The sequence below is a fragment of the Dactylosporangium sp. CA-233914 genome, from assembly GCF_050942935.1.
Classification (GTDB): domain Bacteria; phylum Actinomycetota; class Actinomycetes; order Mycobacteriales; family Micromonosporaceae; genus Dactylosporangium.
Genome location: NZ_CP192030.1, coordinates 11,919,262 through 11,936,836, shown reverse-complemented (window position 1 = coordinate 11,936,836; position 17,575 = coordinate 11,919,262). Strand labels below are relative to the sequence as shown.

Genomic DNA, 17,575 nt, shown 5'->3' with positions numbered 1-17,575 from the left:
GTCATCGGCCTACCTCCGCGGCAAGCTCGCGCATGCGATGGTCGTGCTCGGCTGTGGCGGGGCGCTCGCCGTACCAGATATCGGAGAAGATGCCCGACGCGCTGCGCATCGGCGCCTCGACGGCAGGCTTGGCCGTGCCCGCGGCGCGGGCCAGTTCGGTGACGGTCATGCCCGGCTGGTGCTCGAGGATCTGCCGCTCAACCAGGCCGCGGACCATCGAGCGCAGCCGCTCGCGGACCGCCTCGGCGTAACGACCCTCGGCGGCGAGCCGGTCGGCGAGCGAGGCGAACACGTGCGCGGGCAGCTCCGGCACCTCCTCGCCGGCGGATGGCTCGGCCTCGGGCTCCGGCTCCTCGTCCGGCTCGAGGTCGACGTCGAGCTGCTCGCGCTTCTCGCGGTCCTTGCCCTGGCGGCCGAAGCGCAGCCGCGCGAAGCGCTTGGGGACCCAGCGCGGGTAGAAGTAGTGCAGCAATCCGAAGATGATCGCGGCGGCGAGCAGCAGCAGCGCGGCGAGCGGCACGCCGACCTGCTCGTCGAGCCACTCCAGGAACTCGGCCCAGGCGCGGGTCATCGCACCGCCGCCCCGAGGATGACCGAGCTGGCCAGGTCGATCGGGCGGTTGAGACGCCGGAGCCGGCCGATGGCCACGTCGAGGCCCTCGACCCGCATGCGCACTTCGAGATAGAGCACGGCATCGACGCACGCCAGCATCGCATAGGCGACGGCGTCGACGATCGCCCAGATGGCGATCATCGCGATCGTGTAGGTCGCGTCGTACCGATGCAGCCAGATCTCCAGCACCGCGGAGCCGCCGTAACCTAGGGCCACGCGGATGGCAGCCCAGGCGATGTAGCCACCCACCCTGATCATGGCGCCCCGCATCCCGCGCCCGGCCAGCTTGAACGAGCGCCCTAACGCTCGCCCTGGGCCGATGCGGTCCACGATCAGGGCGGGCGAGGCGAGACCGAGCAGGCCGAACAGCAGCGGCCAGGGCAGCATCAGCACCAGCGAGGAGATGAACAGCAGGGCGGCGGTGGCAAGCGCGATCACCAGCAGCGGCAGGATGCGCCGCAGTGTCTGGCCCAGCAGTGCGCGGGCGCGGGCCGGCCGTCCGAGCAGTCCCGGCCCGGCGGCGGCGCCGGCCAGGCCGCCGAGGAGAGCCAGGACGAAGCCCTCGAGGGCCATCCCGGTGCACCACGCCACCCAGGACTCGCCGATGTGGTCGAAGTCGGGCCCGAAGTAGGGGAGCCGCAGTTGCGCCCATCGGCGCAGAGGAAACAGGAGCGCCTGCTCGCAGATCGCGAGCGCCAGCGCCGAGCCCAGCAGCAGCGGCGCCTGGGCGCGCAGCAGCGACACGGCCGCGTCGAGCAACTCACCGAAGGTGAGCGGACGCATCGGCATCACCGCGCTGGTCTTCTCCACGCCGGACACCGTAGTAGGCCCGGGCGACTTCGGTGGACCGTGTAACTCACAGTTACATGATCGACACTCTGTGCCGCGAAATTTCCAAGATCGGTGGTGGGGTTCCCATGTTGGGGCGCCGAGGTGAAATATTGGACCGCATGAGAGCCCGTGTCCTGGTGGTCGACGACGACCCCGCCCTCGCCGAGATGCTCGGCATCGTCCTGCGTAGCGAGGGATTCCTGCCCTCCTTCGTCGCGGACGGTGAGCGCGCTCTCGCCGCTTTCCGGGACACCCGCCCCGACATCGTCCTGCTCGACCTGATGCTGCCCGGCATGAGCGGGATCGACGTGTGCCGGTCCATCCGGGCTGAGTCGGGCGTGCCGATCGTGATGCTCACCGCCAAGAGCGACACGGTCGACGTGGTGCTGGGCCTGGAGTCGGGCGCGGACGACTACGTGATGAAGCCGTTCAAGCCCAAGGAGCTGGTCGCCCGGATGCGGGCCCGGCTGCGCCGCGGCGAGGACGTGGCCCCGGAGCTGCTGACCATAGGGCCACCGGGCAACCAGATCACCATCGACGTGCCCGCGCACACCGTCATGCGCGACGGCGAAGAGGTCAAGCTGACCCCGCTCGAGTTCGACCTGCTGGTCGCGCTCGCCCGCAAGCCGCGCCAGGTGTTCACCCGCGAGGTGCTGCTGGAGCAGGTCTGGGGCTACCGCCACGCGGCCGACACGCGCCTGGTCAACGTCCATGTGCAGCGACTGCGCGCCAAGATCGAGCCGGATCCGGAGAAGCCGGAGATCATCCTCACGGTGCGCGGGGTCGGCTACAAGGCCGGGACCGGTTAGGTTTCCCGTGGTGCGCATCGACCCGATCATCGTGCGGGCCCGCCGCCTGAGGCCCAGGCGGCTGGTCCCGCAGGCCGTGAGCCGGCGGCTGCGTCGGCTGTGGGCCGTCGTCCGCCGGCAGTGGCGGCGCTCGCTGCAGTTCCGGGTCGTCGGCATCACGCTGTCGCTGTCCGCGGCGCTCGTGCTGGCCTTCAGCTACACGGTCGCGTCGCTGATCAGCAACGGCGTGCTGCAGAACAAGCTCGACCAGTCCGAGACCGCCATCAACAACGGCGCCGAGTATGCGATGCGGGAGCTGGCCGGCTTCACCCAGGCCGACGACCCGAGCCTGCCGCCCAACCTGCGCAACGTGGTCACGCAGCTCTACGCGTCCATCAACAACCAGCAGGCCGAGGTCATCATGCTGCGCCGCAGCGGCAACCTCAGCGCCGTCTGGCCGCCGCAGGGCGATTCGTCCGTCATGGACGAACCTTCGGTCCGGGGCCTGCGCACCCTCGTGGTCGGCCCCAAGAGCGGGACCTATCAGCAGATCGCGACCCTCGACATCGGTAACGGGCTGCAGAAATACCTGGTGCTGGGCACGCCGGTGGCGGTCGGTTCGGTCCCCATCGAGCTGTATTACGTGATACCACTGCGCACCGAGGACAACCTCGTGCAGTTCACCGGCGCCGTGGTGACGGGCACCGGCATCGCGCTCGTGGCACTGCTCGCCCTGATCGCGGCCATGATGACCCGGCTGGTGGTCACGCCGGTTCGGGTAGCCGCGCGCACCGCCCAGCGATTGTCGGCCGGCCTGCTCGACCAGCGCATGGTGGTCAGAGGAGAGGACGATCTGGCGCGGCTTGCCGCCGCCTTCAACCAGATGGCTGCCAACCTGCAGCGCCAGATCGTGCGGCTGGAGGAGATGTCGCGCCTGCAACGGCGGTTCACCTCCGACGTGTCGCACGAGCTGCGGACGCCCCTGACGACCGTGCGCATGGCTGCCGACCTGCTCTTCGCCTACCGCGACGAGTTCGACCCGGCGGCGGCGCGCAGCGCCGAGTTGCTGCAGGCCGAGCTCGACCGGTTCGAGAGCCTGCTGACCGACCTGCTGGAGATCAGCCGGTTCGACGCCGGGTTCGCCGCGCTCGACGCCGAGCCGACCGACCTGGTGCCGGTGGTCCGCCGCGTCGGTGAGCAGCTCACGGCGCTCGCTGAGCGCTGCAAGGTCGAGCTGAAGATCGTCGTGCCGGAGGCCGAGGTGATCGCCGACGTCGACCCGCGCCGGGTCGAGCGCGTGCTGCGTAACCTGGTCGGCAACGCCGTCGAGCACGGCGAGGGCAAGCCGGTCATAGTCACCCTGGCCGCCGACGGCTCCGCGGTCGCGGTGACCGTTCGCGACCACGGCGTGGGCCTCAAGCCGGGGGAGGAGAAGCTGGTGTTCAACCGGTTCTGGCGCGCCGACCCGTCGCGCGCCCGGCAGACCGGCGGCACCGGCCTGGGACTGTCCATCAGCCTGGAGGACGCCCGCCTGCACGGCGGCTGGCTGGAGGCCTGGGGGGCGCCGGGCAAGGGCGCCCAGTTCCGCCTGACCCTTCCGGCCCACGGCGGCGACCGTCTGGTGTCCTCGCCCCTGCGCCTCGTGCCGGACGACGCTCGCGCCGACGAGGCCGCCCTGATCGGCGAGACCCCATGACAGATCGCTCCAGGTTCTGGCCCTACATCTCGTCCGTCCCCGACGCACACGCCCCCGGCTCGTCCCCACCCGCCGGCCCCCGCCCGGCGCGTTCCGCCTTCCGGCCGTCGCCCGGCGGTGTATCGCTTCGGCGCTCGGTTCCGGCCGGCGCCAGGACCGGGGCCGCGGGCGGTCCGGCGAGCACGGCCGAGGCGCCGCCGGCCGGGCGACGGCGGCGGGCCGGGTCGGCGGTGCTGGTGGTGGTCGCGGCGCTGCTGGCCCTGGCAGCGCTCAACGGGTGCGGGCTGCCGTCGCGGACGGAGCCGAAGTTCGCCGGACCGCCGCAGAGTCCGGCCGCGGCCCAGGGCGTGGTCAAGTCGCCGCCGGTTCCGTCGGACGACAGCACGGCGTCTGGGCTGCTCGACCTGTTCCTGCAGTCCGGGGTCGGGGCCAACCTCGGCGGGGACGGCAGCGAGTCGGACGCGGGCAAGGAGACCCTCGACCGGATGCGGCAGTTCATGACGGACCAGATGGCCGCCAGGTGGAAGCCTTCCGGGGGCGGCCTCGTCATCGTGCGCGACGACCCGGACAAGCATGAGAACCAGGTCGGTGGCGGGCGGGTCACCATCCCGACCCGGCTGGAGCCGATCGGCGTCATCGACGAACGCGGCCAGGTCACGCCGGCCCAGCCGGATGACGAGGCGATCACGTTCACCTACGAGGTCGCGACGGTCAGCGGCAAGCCGCGCCTCGACGTAGTGCCGCAGGACAAGCTGTACATCAGCGAGACGGGCTTCAAGAACTGGTATGTCCAGCAGCCCATCTACTTCTGGGCGACGGGCTCGGATGCCTCGAAGCTGGTGCCGGACCTGCGATACATGCCGAGCACACTCTCGCGGACCAAGCAGGTGAGCGAGATCCTGCGGTGGCTCAACCGTGGGCCGGCGTCCTGGCTGCAGAGCGGGCAGGGCGGGCAGGGCGTGGCGGCGAGCTGGCCGGAGACGTTCGACTTCAAGGACAACCCGGTCATCGAGAACGACGACGTCAAGATCAACCTCGGTGGCAAGGCGGCGGGCAAGAGCGCCGCCGAGCTGAACCGCCTGGCGCGGCAGATTCGCTGGTCGCTGCCGGACCACAAGCCGGTGCTGCTGTCGATCGAGACTCAGCCGTACAACACCACCACCGACGGCTTCGAGGACGACAACGCCGCCGTGGAGGCGTCGGAGGTGAGCCAGGAGCGATACGCGGTCGCCGGCGGCGAGGTCCGGACCGTGAACATCCCGTCGAGCGGCGAACTGCCGCTGTTCGCGCCGAGCGACACCAACAAGGCGGTCGTCTCCGCGGCGCTGAACCGGTCGGCGACGAAGGCGGCTCTCGTGCGGCAGGAGAGCAAGAACGAGCAGCGGCTCTACGTCAGCTCGCCGGATCTGCCGGTGGCGAACCCGCCGAAGTACGTCCGGACCGACGTCGCCGGGGCACGGCTGAGCCGCCCGGCGTTTATTACCTACCCGGCCCGGCGCCTGATGATCTCCGACGGGGCCCGGCTGCTCGTCAGCACCGACGAGAGCGGCCGGACCTTCGAACCGGTGGCCGTCAGCAGCACGATGTCGCCGATCACGGCGTTCGCCGTCGCGCCCGAGGGGCGGCGGATCGCGTTCGTTGCGGGCAAGGCGTTGATGGTGGCCCCGCTGCAACTGGACAACGGCACCGGCAAGTTCAGCATCGGCGCGCCGCAGGAGATCACCACGACGCTCGGCAGTAACCAGGCCGTGGCCTGGCTGACCGAGACGGCGCTGGCCGTCGGCGGCAAGCCCAGCCCGGTCCCGGCCCACGGCGAGCCTGCCTACTCCCTGGTCGCCATCACCATCGACGGCGCCGAGGAGCGCCCCCTGCCGCTGGCCCCGAAGGCGGCGTCGCAGTTCGAGGTGAGCGCCCTGGTCGCGCACATGAACAACCCGCTGGAGAGCATCGACTACCCGATCATGTTCGAATCCAACGGGGTGGCCCGCCAGCTGTACTTCAACGCCACCGAGCCCCTGCAGCCCAAGAGCGCGGCGGCCCCCCAGCCATCCAGTGGCGTGGAGCTGCCGACCGCCCCGTTCTTCGCCGACTGACCCGAGCACGAGCGGTGGGTGGTCTGAGTTTGGGCGGGTTGCGGTGAGCGGGACTGGCGTGGGTCGTGAACGGCGGGGGAGTCGGTGGCGGGCGGCGATTGGCGGGGTGGCCGGCGAGCTGGTGGACGGGCTGGTTGACCTGGTGTTGCCGGCGACCTGCGCGGGGTGCGACGTGCTGGCCGCCCGGGCGCTGTGTCAGCGGTGCCAGGAGGCGCTTGCGCGGGCGCGGCCGCAGTGGACGCGGCCCGATCCCGAGCCCGAGGGGCTGCCGCCCACGTTTGCCCTGGCGGCGTATGCGGGGGCGTTGTCGCGGGCGATCGTGCAGTACAAGGAGGAGAACCGCCACGAGTTGACCGGAGCGCTCGGTGGGCTGCTCGCGCGGGTCGTCGACCGGGCGGTCGGCGGCGGTGCGGTGGTGCTCGTGCCCGTGCCGGCGACCGCGGCGGCCGTTCGGAAGCGGCACGGGGATCACATGCTCCGGTTGACACGGGCGGCGGCGCGTCACGTGACCGACGCCGTTGTGGCGCGGCCGCTGAAGGCGCTGCCGCGCGCCGGTGACTCCGCTGAGTTGTCCGCCGCGCGGCGGGCGATCGCGGCGCGGGAGGCATTCGCGGTGCGGCCGGATCGGGCTGCGGCGCTGCGGCGGCATCTCGGACGGGCCGGGGCAGCGGTCGTGCTCGTCGACGACATCGTCACCACCGGAGCGACCCTTGCGGCCGCCACGCATCGGCTGGCCGAGGCGGGCGTGCGGGTCGATCGGGCCGTAGTGCTGGCCGCCACGCAGCGCCACCGTGAGACCGGCCGTCGTGGCCGATAGACCGGCCGTCGTGGCAGTGGCCAGGTCGTCGCGATGAGGCCCGTCGCGAGCCGGCCTTGCGATCTGCCGGGAGCCGGCCGTGATTCCACCACAGGACAAGCGCGCCGTGGGCCGGCCTTGCGATCTGCTGGGCGCTGGCCTGTGATTGCGCCACGGGACAGGCGTGCTGCGGGTTGGCCTTGCGATCTGCTGGGCTCTGGCTGTATCCCGCCACAGGGGAGTACGCCGCAGATCGGCCTCGCGATCCGCCGGGCGCCGGCCTGTGATTGCACCACGGGACAGGCGCGCCGCGGGCCGGCCTTGCCGATCTGCCGGGAGCCGACTGTGATTGCGCCGCGGGACAAGTGCGCTGCGGGTCGGCCTCGCGGTCTGCCCGGAACCGGCTGCGATCCCGCCCACGGGGGAGTACGCCCTGGACCACCTTGCGATCCGCTTGAACCGGGCTGTGATTGCGCCACGGGACGAGCGTGCTGCGGACCACCTTGCGATCCGCCGGAGGTGGCGTGGCTGGGTGTGCCTGGCTGTCGCGTCGCGGTCGCCGTCGGCGGGGCGCTGGATCGCACATGGCGAACCCTGGCGTGGGTACGTTCGTATGACTGGTTGTGGGGAGTCGATTGGGGCCGCGGCGGGCGTGCGGGCGAGGAGGAAAGGGCGCTACGCAACGTCAGCGGGGGAACACGAGAATTACCCGATTTGTACGGAATGTTACTTCCTGCGTAGCGTGGGGTAATCCCTCGGGGTGGGTTTGTGGTCGAGGACTGATCGTTCTTCTGAACGAGGGGTGACTAGCGGCTGTCCTCGGTTTAACGTCGAGAGACGACCAATGCTCGCCACGGCGGCGCTCACGGCGAGCCGCGGCGAGGAGGCCGCGAAGGGAGGACCTGACACCCGCTTTTCGGTCGCGTACCGCGTGGGCTCAGCCTCTGGGGAGGCGCGTTCCGGCCGAGTCTCGTAACCGAAACCCGAACCCGTTTCTCTGGAAGAACCCGTGGGGGAGGTCAGGAGTGGACATCGTCGTCAAGGGCCGCAACGTCGAGGTGCCCGACCACTACCGGCAGCACGTCGCTGACAAGCTGCAGAAGGTCGAGCGTTACGACCATAAGCTCATCCGCGTCGACGTCGAGTTGTTTCACGAGCGCAATCCGCGCCAATCCGATCACTGTCAGCGTGTCGAGATCACGTGCTACTCGCGTGGTCCGGTGATCCGGGCGGAGGCCTGCGCCGCCGACTTCTACAGTGCCCTGGACAACGCGATCGGCAAGCTGGACAGCCGGCTGAGCCGTGCTGCCGATCGCCGGCGGGTCCATAGGGGCCGGCGCGCCCCGGTCTCCGTTGCCGAGGCGACCGCGTCGCTCGCGTTCACGCCGCCGGAGCGTTTTGACGGCACGGCCCTCGCGACCAAAGTAAAACCGGCCGACCGGGAGGACGGCTTCGACCTGCTCGAAGAGGCCGACAACCAACCCTGGCACATCGTGCGGGAGAAGGAGCACCCGGGCGAGCCGATGACCGTGGACGACGCGCTGTTCCACATGGAGTTGCTCGGTCACGACTTCTATCTGTTCAACGACAAGGAGTCCGGGCGTCCGAGCGTGGTCTACCGCCGACGGGCGTACGACTACGGCGTCATGAGCCTCGGCATGTGAACCGAACGGGCGGGCCGGACCTCCGGCCCGCCCGTTAAAACCGAAAAATCGGGATAAAGCCCAGTGACCCGGCAAAGCGCCCGCCAACGCGGTGAGCGCCCGCCAACGCGGTGAGAGGCGCCCGGCTGGGCCGGGCGCAAAGCCACCAGCAAAAAGAAAGTCAGCAGCCAAAAGCCGGAGCAGAAGCCAGGAGCCGGGAAGCGGTGTCAGCGCCCCGCGAGGTGCAGATCGCGGGCGAGGTACGCCGTGTCCGCGTAGTCGGCGAAGACGCCGTCGAGGCCGGCGGCCAGGAACAGCCTGACCTCCTCGAGGACGTTGCCCCAGGCGTTGGGGTCGTCGCCGACGCGTAGGTTCAGCGGCAGGAACTGGTTCTCGTTGCGGAACGTCCACGAGTGCACCTTGAGCCCGCGGGCGTGCGCGTCCTTGATCAGGGGCGTGGGCTGCAGCAGGTTGCCGGCCGGGTCCCGGGCGATGACCAGGTTCTTGGTCGCGCCGACGCCGTCGGTGAACGCCTTGAGGTAGTCCAGGCCGGCGGGCTTGGCGAGGTCGGCCCAGGTGCGCGGGTCGCCGCTGGTCTTGAAGTCGAACGGCTGGCCGGCCTGGTCGAGCAGGACGACCGACGGCGTGTCGACGAGGCCGCGCAGCTTCTTGATGCTGGTCGGCTCGAAGGACTGCAGGAACACGGGAGCGTTGCGCCCGGCCAGGTTGTTGCGCCTGAGGACCCTGGCGACCAGCGGCTCGAGCGGCAGGCCGATCGAGTTGAAGTACGTGGGGTGCTTCGTCTCCGGGTACACCCCGATGGTGCGCCCGACGCGGCGGCCCTCCTCGCGGGCGAGGTCGATGACCTCCTGGAAGGTCGGGATCTCGAAGAGGCCGTTGTAGATGGTGTTGTGCGGCCGCACGGAGGGCAGCCGCTCGACCGCGCGCAGCGTCTTGAGCTCCGCGAGGGTGAAGTCCTCGGTGAACCAGCCGGTCACCGTCACCCCGTCGATCGTCTTGGTGGTCTTGCGGGAGGCGAACTGCGGCCTGGTCGACACGTCCGTGGTGCCGCCGATCTCGTTCTCGTGGCGGGCCACGAGCTGGCCGTCCTTGGTCGGCACGAGGTCGGGCTCGATGAAGTCGGCGCCGAGGTCGATCGCGAGGCGGTACGAGGCCAGGGTGTGCTCGGGGCGGTGGCCGCTGGCACCGCGGTGGCCGATCACCAGCGGGCGGGCCGGGCGGTGGCGGTCCCGGTCGGTGCCGGCGGCGTAAGCGGGGCTGACGAGGGCGGCGGGCAGGACGGCCGCGCCGGCGGCCGCACCCATGCCCGAAATCACTGCACGACGACGCATGGCCCTACGAAAAAGGGCCGATGGCAACGTCACGTGACGATCAGGTAACCGCCGGGCGCAGTTTGGCGAACGCAACGTTGTCGATGCGAGCGCCGTCGGGTCCGGGCAGGCGTTCGCGCTGGAGCGCCTCGCGGGTGTACCCAGCCGCCTCCAGCACGCGCTGCGAGGCGACGTTGTCCGTGGCGGTGCCGGCGATCATGCGCGCCATGCCGATGTCAAAGCCCCAGTCGGTCACCAGGCGGGCGGCCCGGGCGGCGTAACCATGTCCGCGCGCCTCCGGCGTGAGGCTGTACCCGATCATGGCCTCCTTCAGCACCGGTTCGGCGTAGTACAGCGCGATCTCGCCGAGATATAGATCGCCGTCCGCCCGGCGGATCGTCATCTCGGAGCGGACGCCGGCCAGCCATTTCGAGCCGGACTCGGCGCACTGCCGTGCGACGACGGCCGGGTCCAGCGGCGTGCCCACGACGGAGCGGCCGCTCACGTCGGGCAGGATCCTCAAGTTGTACGTCGAGTGCGCATCATCGGCGAGCAGCGGCCGCAGGACCACGACGCCGTCGGTGAGCCGGCCGCCGGGAAGGTCGGGCAGGGCGCGCGGGCTGGGACCGGGCGGGTCGTCGGCGAGCCGCGCCCAGACGACCATGTCGAACCGCGAGCCGTCCGGCCGACGCCCGGCGCCGCGCGCGATGCCCTCGCGGGAATACCCGGCCGACACGGCGACCCGCTGGCTGGCGAGGTTGTCGGCCTCGATCTCAAGGTACAGACGCTGAAATCCGCTCTTGAACAGCTCGGTGCCGAGCATCTCCAGCGCGCCCGTTGCCACCCGGCGCCCGCGGTGCGCGGGGCCGACCCAGTAGCCGACCGAGGCGACGCCCTCGCCCTTGGGCGCGTAGCCGACGGCGCCGAGCACCTGGTCGGTGTCCGCGTCGATCACGGCCCGTTGGGTGTCGCCCCGCCCGATGAACGCTAGCGCGTCCGAGCGCTCATAGGGGTTCGGGAGCATCGGAAGGTACCGCTGCGTCAAAGGATCGTTGCAGGCGGTGACGATGGCGTCGGCGTCGCCCGTCCGCCACGGCCGCAGGGCTATGCTCACCGCAGGTCCCCGGGCAGCAGGGTGGCGATCCAGCCGTCGACGCGCTCGCCGCGCTGGACGCAGCTGGCGCGCTGCACGCCCTCCACCCGGAATCCCACCTTCTCCGCCACCCGGCGGGACGCGTCGTTTCCCACATGAGCCCGCCATACGATACGACCGATCGCCAGCCGGTCGAATCCGTAAGCACACAGGGCCCGCACGGCCTCGGTCGTGTAGCCCTTGCCGCGCGCCCGGGGTGCGGCGGAGTAGCCAACCTCCGCGGTCACCGGGTCCATCGGGCTGAAGCGCAGGTCGGCGGTGCCCACGAAGCGGTCATCGCTGTCGGCGAACGCGAAACCGGCGCCGGTGCCGCGCAGCCACATGGCCGGGAACGCCTTGCGGATGAAGTCCAGCCCCTGCTCGGGCCGGTAGTCCAGCGGAATCGAGGTCCACTGCACCGTGGCCGGGTCGCGAAACGTCGCAACGAGGTCGTCAAGGTCGCTCTCGCGCAGGGTGCGCAGCGTGCACGGGCCGGCCGGCAGGCGCTCCGGCGGGCTGCTCAGCGCCCGCGCCCGCCGCGCGCCGGGGCCGCCGGGCGCCACCCAGGCCGGCGGCGTGTCGCAGACCTCGCCGGGTAGCAGCACACCGTGCCAGCCGTCGACGAAACCGCCGCCGCGCGCGGGCAGCCCGGCGCGCATGACGCTGTCGAACGTGAACCCGATCCGCTCCGCGCTGAGCTTGGAGGCGTGGTTGCCGACCTCGGCGCGCCAGGTCAGCCGCCGCAGCCGCAGCACCTCGAACGCCCAATGCGCGACCGCTCGCCCGGCGCGTTCGGCGACGCGGCGGCCGCGGGCCCACGGAGCCACCCAGGTGCCCATCTCGGCGTTGCGGTTGGGCAGGTCGAGTGAGACCAGGCCGGCCGAGGCGAGCAGTTCACCCGAGCGGGCGTCGAACACCCCCAGCGGCGCGGAGGTCTGCGCCGCCCACGCCGCCCGGGTGACCGCGCCGGTGAAGTCCTCGGCGTGTTCGCGCAGGTAGGGGACGGGAATCATGGTCCAGCGCTGGATGAGCGGGTCCTGGCACGCTCGGAACACGTCCTCGGCGTCCTCGGGCTGCCAGGCGCGCAGGACGAGTCCGTCACCGGTGGCGAGTTCGATCGGGTCCATGAACGCCGATCCTGCCGTATCACCCGGCGCCCTGAGACGGATATTTCCGCGGGACCTCGGGTGATTTATACCGTTTTGATACCTGGTGTCCGTAGAGTAGGCGGGCGGGGGCGGCGAGTCGGCGGGAAAGCCGCCTACGATGGGTCGCAGACGTTTGAGGGAGCGCTGACCCGTGTCGATTTTCGAGAAGATCCTCCGCGCCGGCGAGGGCCGGATGGTGCGCAGGTTGAAGGCCGTCGCCGACGCCGTCAACTCGCTGGAGGACGAGTATGCCGACCTGACCGACGAAGAGCTCGCCGGCATGACTGAGCAGTTCAAGGAGCGGCTCGCCGACGGTCAGACGCTGGACGACATCCTGCCGGAGGCGTTCGCGGTCGCGCGCGAGGCGGCCTCCCGGGTGCTCGGCCAGCGCCACTACGACGTACAGATCATGGGCGGCGCGGCCCTGCACTACGGCAACATCGCCGAGATGAAGACCGGTGAGGGCAAGACCCTCACCTGCGTGCTCCCGGCATATCTCAACGCGCTGTCCGGCAAGGGCGTGCACGTCGTCACCACCAACGACTACCTGGCCCAGCGCGACGCCGAGTGGATGGGGCGCGTCCACCGCTTCCTCGGCCTCACCGTCGGCACGGTGCTTCCCAACCAGCCCTCGAGCGCGCACAAGGCCGCCTACGACTGCGACATCACCTACGGCACGAACAACGAGTTCGGCTTCGACTACCTGCGCGACAACATGGCCTGGTCGAAGGACGAGCTTGTCCAGCGTGGCCACAACTTCGCCATCGTCGACGAGGTCGACTCGATCCTCATCGACGAGGCCCGCACCCCGCTGATCATCGCCGGCCCGGCCGAGCAGTCCGCCCGGTGGTATCAGGAGTTCGCCCGCGTGGTGAACCGGTTGAAGCGGGGCAAGGACGGCGACGGCGACTACGACGTCGACGAGTCCAAGCGGACCATCTCCGTCACCGAGCGCGGCGTGACCAAGGTCGAGGACCAGCTCGGCATCGACAACCTCTACGAGTCGGTGAACACGCCGCTGGTCGGCTACCTCAACAACGCCATCAAGGCCAAGGAGCTCTACAAGCGCGACAAGGACTACGTCGTCAACGAGGGCGAGGTCCTCATCGTCGACGAGTTCACCGGCCGCATCCTGCACGGCCGGCGTTACAACGAGGGCATGCACCAGGCCATCGAGGCCAAAGAGAGCGTTGAGATCAAGCAGGAGAACCAGACCCTCGCCTCGATCACCCTGCAGAACTTCTTCCGCCTCTACGCCAAGCTCTCCGGCATGACCGGCACGGCGCAGACCGAGGCGGCGGAGTTCAACAAGGTGTACAACGTGGGCGTCGTCTCCATCCCGACGCACCGCTCGATGATCCGCCTCGACCACCCCGACGTCATCTACAAGACGGAGAAGGCCAAGTACAACGCCGTCGTCGACGACATCGTCGAGCGCCACGGCCTCGGCCAGCCGATCCTCGTCGGCACCGTGTCGGTCGAGAAGTCCGAGCTGCTCTCCCAGCTGCTGCGCCGCCGCGGTGTCCCGCACGCCGTGCTCAACGCGAAGTTCCACGCCAAGGAGGCGGAGATCGTCGCGCAGGCCGGCCGCAAGGGCGCGGTCACGGTCGCCACCAACATGGCCGGCCGTGGCACCGACATCCTGCTCGGCGGCAATGCGGAGTACCTCGCCAACGCCGAGCTGCGCCAGCGCGGGATCACCGAGGAAGAGAGCCCGGAGGAGTACGAGAAGGCCTTCGCCGAGCTCCTCCCCGAGTTCGAGAAGCTCGTCGAGGACGAGTCCGACGAGGTCACCGACGCCGGCGGCCTCTACGTCCTGGGCACCGAGCGCCACGAGTCGCGCCGCATCGACAACCAGCTCCGCGGCCGCTCCGGCCGCCAGGGCGACCCGGGCGAGTCGCGCTTCTACCTCTCGCTGCAGGACGAGCTCATGCGCCGCTTCCGCGCCAGCGCGGTCGAGGCCGTCATGGACCGGTTCAACATCCCCGAGGACGTGCCGATCGAGTCCAAGATGGTCACGCGCCAGATCAAGAGCGCGCAGACCCAGATCGAGGCGCAGAACGCGGAGATCCGCAAGAACGTCCTGAAGTACGACGAGGTCCTCAACAAGCAGCGCAAGGTCATCTACGCCGAGCGCAAGCGCGTCCTGGACGGCGAGGACCTCAGCGAGCAGGTCCGCAACATGATCGACGACGTGATCGGCGCCTACGCCGTCGGCGCCACCTCCCTCGGCGAGACCGCCGAGGACTGGGACCTCGACCAGCTGTGGTCCAGCCTCAAGCAGCTCTACCCGGTCGGCGTCACGATCGAGGACCTCGAGGAGGAGGGCGGCGGCCAGATCGACCCCGAGTTCCTCCGCGTCCAGCTCATCGAGGACGCCCACGCCGCCTACGACCGCCGCGAGGAGGAGCTCGGCGCCGAGGCCGTCCGCGAGCTGGAGCGCCAGGTCCTGCTCAACGTCATCGACCGCAAGTGGCGCGAGCACCTCTACGAGATGGACTACCTGCAGGAGGGCATCACCCTCCGCGCCTACGCGCAGCGCGACCCCGTGGTCGAGTATCAGCGCGAGGGCTTCGACATGTTCCAGCAGATGCAGGACGGCATCAAAGAGGAGGCCATCGGCTTCCTCTTCAACCTCGAGGTCCACGTCGAGGAGGCCGTCGCGGAGGGCGCCCCCGCCGAGGCCGAGATCGACGGCGAGGCTCCGGCCGTCCCGCTGCCCGAGCCGCAGGTCGAGATCCGCGCCAAGGGCCTGGGCGGCAGCCGCATGCCCCGCGCCCTGCAGTATTCGGCCCCGGCCATCGATGGCGCCGCCGGCGAGGCCGGGGTGGTCATCGAGCAGGAGCAGGCCCCGGCCCTGGGCATCGGCTCCCCGGACGGCGCCACGGCCGGCCAGCGCCCGTCCCCGACGGCTCGCCGCTCGGGCCCGCCGGCCCCGAACTCCGACGCCCGCAAGCCTTCCCCGGGCCAGGCGGTCGCGAGCAACGGTCCGTCCCGCAACGCGCCGTGCCCGTGCGGCTCCGGCAAGAAGTACAAGCGCTGCCACGGCGCCCCCGGCGGCTCGGCCTGACCAACCTGCCTTAACTCCTGACCAACCCGCCTTAACTCCTGACCAGGCCAGGCCGTGCGACATCGGCCTGGCCTGGTCCCTTTCCCGGCGAAGCCGTCCGCGGCCCGTCGAAGCTCCACCCCGACCCAGTCCAGCCCGAAGCCCACCCTGCACGCCCACATCGCCCCGCAGCGTGGCCATGCTGTTCCGGCCTGACCTGGCCAGCTCGCCCCCTCCGCGTGACCGGACCCAGCTCGGCCTTCGGCCGTTGCGGCTTGGTTCTCGGCCCGGCTCGGCCTGCGTTTGACCGCCCCGGCCGGATTCCTGATCCGGCTCGTTCCTCGTGAGGCCGGACCCGCCCGACTGGCGTCTCGTCCTGGCTTGGTCCTGTATGTGGCTTTTCGGCCTTGGCTTGGTTCTCGGCGTGGCCGGGGGACTGCTCTGGGCCTGTCACGCCGCGTCCGGCTTGGCCTGGCATTGGTCCTGCGTGTGGCTGGTGGCTTTTAGCTTGGCTTGGCCTTCGGCGTGGCCGGGGACCGCTTTCGGCCTGTCGCACCGCGGTCCGGCCTGGGCCTTGGCCTGGTGTTGGTCCAACGTGTGCGTGGCTGGTTTCGGCCTGTCACATCGCGTCCAGCTTGGCCTGGTGTTGGTCCTGCGCGTGGAGCACCGCAAGGACCCTCGAAGGGCCAGGTGCGGCCGGCGCCGGCTCGGTGGCGCTCTCCGCCTCTGCTTCGAGAGAAGAAGAAGGAGGAGGAGCGGCCGCCGCAAATGTGTGATCACGGGGGAGTGCGGCGGCCGCGCTCATGATGGTGGGTTCAATCTCTCCTGGAGCAGGGCAGGCCGCAGGATTCGCATCCGCGAGTCCTGGCTGACCCCTTTCTTCCTTCTTCTTCCTTCTGCGAGCCGTTTCTTGGGCGCCTTTCCTGGCCGACGCCGGCGCTACTGTCCCGTGCGGCCAGTCCTCCCAGGCCGGAGGTGTGTGTCGGGCGGGCCCGGCGTGAAAGCGGCCGCCGCGGTCTGGGCCCTTTCAGCCCGCGGCGGCCGCGTCTGGGTGGCGGTGGGAGTGGAACCCAGTGCACCCGCTGCTTCCAGAGCGACCGAGCACACCGGGGGTACGCGTGGTGGGGGGTGGCGGCCATCGCGCCCCGGCACGTATGGGCGCGATGGCCGCCGTGGGGTGGTCGTCCCGGCCCACCGAATCCGGGAACGACGCACCTCCGGTGCCGCCGCTCGTGCCGTCCCTCCCCGAGGCGCGAGCGGCGGATGTGCCGGCGGGTCGGGCCGCCCCGCCCCGTGCCGGGGCGGCCCAACGCGCCAAGCGGTGTGGTGGCTCAGACGACCTGGACGACGGTGCACATCCAGCCGAGCACGCCGAAGCCCGGCCGGTTGCTCTTCTCCAGGCGGATCGCCATGGCCCAGGTGGAGTCGCCGTGTTCGAGGACCACGACGCCCTCCGCGATGCCGTCCAGGGGCTCGGACAGCAGGAGGCGGCGGGCGCGGACCAGGGTGCCTTGGCGGGCCGCCTGGCTCGGGTTCATCCGGACGCGCACGGTGCGCCGCAGGATCTGGTCGCTGATGTCCGCGAAGCGCTGCGGGTGGGTCATCGGCCGGAGCTGGCCGGGCGGGCGGTATCCGTTGAGGATCTCCACGCAGAGGCCGACGAACCGCTGGGCGGCCGGGTAGGCGTTTGAGCGCTCACGCGGTGGCGGCGGGGCCGGCTGCGGCTGGCGCGGAGGCGGGGGCGGCTGGAACATGGGCAGGGTGCCGGGCCACTCGAGCGGCAGCGGGTCCATGCCCGCGCTCGGCGCGCCCGCGGACTCCGGCGGCGCCGCGGACCTCGGATCGTTTGGCGGCGGGTCCAGCGCCGGGGGCATGCGCAGCACGACGCCCGGGCCGGACCTGGTGACGACCGCCGGCCCGGCCGAAGCTCCGGCGCCGCGCTGAGGTTTCGCCTTGACGGCCGGCTCGGGCCGCGTCTTGGGGGCCAGCGTGGGCATTGCCCTGAGGGCCCGGGCGGGGTCCTCCTTGAGCGCCGATTCGGGCCCGACGTCGTCGGCGAGTGGCGGCCGCGTCTCGACGCCCGGTCTGGGACCCGAGTCGTCGGCGGGCGCGGCCTCCGCCTTGACGGACAGTGTGGGCTTCGCCCGGCCGGTCGACCTGGCCGGCGTCACGAGCACGAGGGCGGCGCGCCCCGCTCGCCGGGACGCCCGCCCGAAGTCGGGCTGGCTCGGCTCGGTGTGGGCCGTGGGGCAGGGGCCAGAACCGGCCGCGACGGCGGCGCCGGTCAAGGCCCGCCGCATGCGCGACCGGCCGCTCCGACGCGGACCTTGCTCGGTGATCACCGTCATGAGAAGCCCCCCGATGCTTACGTTTGCTTTCGTTTGCCTCCAGTAACCGTTGTATCCAGGGCGCGCGGGAGCGTCAAGGATCGTGCGTAGGCTTACGTTGGCCTATGT

At 70.8% G+C, this 17,575-nt stretch carries 12 protein-coding genes; 6 read left to right on the top strand and 6 right to left on the bottom strand.

The annotated features are described in order from the left end of the window. Position 1: 1 nt before the first annotated feature. Together ACQPY0_RS53240 and ACQPY0_RS53235 are read right to left on the bottom strand one after the other, a co-directional pair. Positions 2–571, bottom strand: coding sequence for a DUF4129 domain-containing protein (locus ACQPY0_RS53240; protein WP_432979691.1), 570 nt, complete (start codon positions 569–571; stop codon positions 2–4). After that, a complete protein-coding gene (locus ACQPY0_RS53235) occupies positions 568–1,422 on the bottom strand; it encodes a hypothetical protein (RefSeq protein ID WP_432979688.1) in 855 nt (284 codons plus the stop codon). The genes ACQPY0_RS53240 and ACQPY0_RS53235 overlap by 4 nt, the downstream gene beginning before the upstream one ends. 140 nt (positions 1,423–1,562) lie before the next feature. On the opposite strand from ACQPY0_RS53235, the gene mtrA reads away from it, so the two are divergent. The 5 genes from mtrA to hpf all read left to right on the top strand — a co-directional run bounded on the left by mtrA (position 1,563) and on the right by hpf (position 8,480). Beyond that, complete coding sequence (mtrA, locus tag ACQPY0_RS53230; protein ID WP_223098678.1) at positions 1,563–2,252, top strand: MtrAB system response regulator MtrA; 690 nt, start codon at positions 1,563–1,565, stop codon at positions 2,250–2,252. 10 nt (positions 2,253–2,262) lie between these two features. Then, on the top strand, positions 2,263–3,927 hold the full coding sequence (mtrB, locus tag ACQPY0_RS53225) for an MtrAB system histidine kinase MtrB (protein ID WP_432979685.1): 1,665 nt from the start codon (positions 2,263–2,265) through the stop codon (positions 3,925–3,927). Positions 3,928–4,157: 230 nt separating this feature from the next. Further along, positions 4,158–6,020 (top strand): LpqB family beta-propeller domain-containing protein, encoded by a 1,863-nt coding sequence (locus ACQPY0_RS53220; protein ID WP_432979682.1) that lies wholly within the window; start codon positions 4,158–4,160, stop codon positions 6,018–6,020. Between the two features lie 106 nt (positions 6,021–6,126). Next, positions 6,127–6,837, top strand: coding sequence for a ComF family protein (locus tag ACQPY0_RS53215; RefSeq protein WP_432979679.1), 711 nt, complete (start codon positions 6,127–6,129; stop codon positions 6,835–6,837). Positions 6,838–7,841: 1,004 nt separating this feature from the next. Next, complete coding sequence (gene hpf, locus ACQPY0_RS53210; protein ID WP_432979676.1) at positions 7,842–8,480, top strand: ribosome hibernation-promoting factor, HPF/YfiA family; 639 nt, start codon at positions 7,842–7,844, stop codon at positions 8,478–8,480. 206 nt (positions 8,481–8,686) lie between these two features. Here the strand turns inward: hpf and ACQPY0_RS53205 are convergent, their stop codons facing one another. The 3 genes from ACQPY0_RS53205 to ACQPY0_RS53195 are packed head-to-tail and all read right to left on the bottom strand — an operon-like array spanning position 8,687 to position 12,049. Beyond that, a complete protein-coding gene (locus ACQPY0_RS53205) occupies positions 8,687–9,811 on the bottom strand; it encodes a glycerophosphodiester phosphodiesterase (protein WP_432979673.1) in 1,125 nt (374 codons plus the stop codon). 40 nt (positions 9,812–9,851) lie between these two features. Further along, positions 9,852–10,904, bottom strand: coding sequence for a GNAT family N-acetyltransferase (locus ACQPY0_RS53200; RefSeq protein WP_432979670.1), 1,053 nt, complete (start codon positions 10,902–10,904; stop codon positions 9,852–9,854). Then, positions 10,901–12,049, bottom strand: a complete 1,149-nt coding sequence (locus ACQPY0_RS53195; protein ID WP_432979666.1) for a GNAT family N-acetyltransferase — start codon at positions 12,047–12,049, stop codon at positions 10,901–10,903. The genes ACQPY0_RS53200 and ACQPY0_RS53195 overlap by 4 nt, the downstream gene beginning before the upstream one ends. 172 nt (positions 12,050–12,221) lie before the next feature. Here ACQPY0_RS53195 and secA point away from each other — a divergent pair, with 172 nt between their 5' ends. Continuing rightward, a complete protein-coding gene (secA, locus tag ACQPY0_RS53190; RefSeq protein WP_432979663.1) occupies positions 12,222–15,140 on the top strand; it encodes a preprotein translocase subunit SecA in 2,919 nt (972 codons plus the stop codon). Positions 15,141–16,450: 1,310 nt separating this feature from the next. Here the strand turns inward: secA and ACQPY0_RS53185 are convergent. Further along, the gene (locus tag ACQPY0_RS53185) at positions 16,451–17,419 is read right to left on the bottom strand and encodes an Rv3235 family protein (RefSeq protein ID WP_432979660.1); all 969 of its coding nucleotides are present in this window, start codon (positions 17,417–17,419) and stop codon (positions 16,451–16,453) included. Positions 17,420–17,575: the final 156 nt, after the last annotated feature.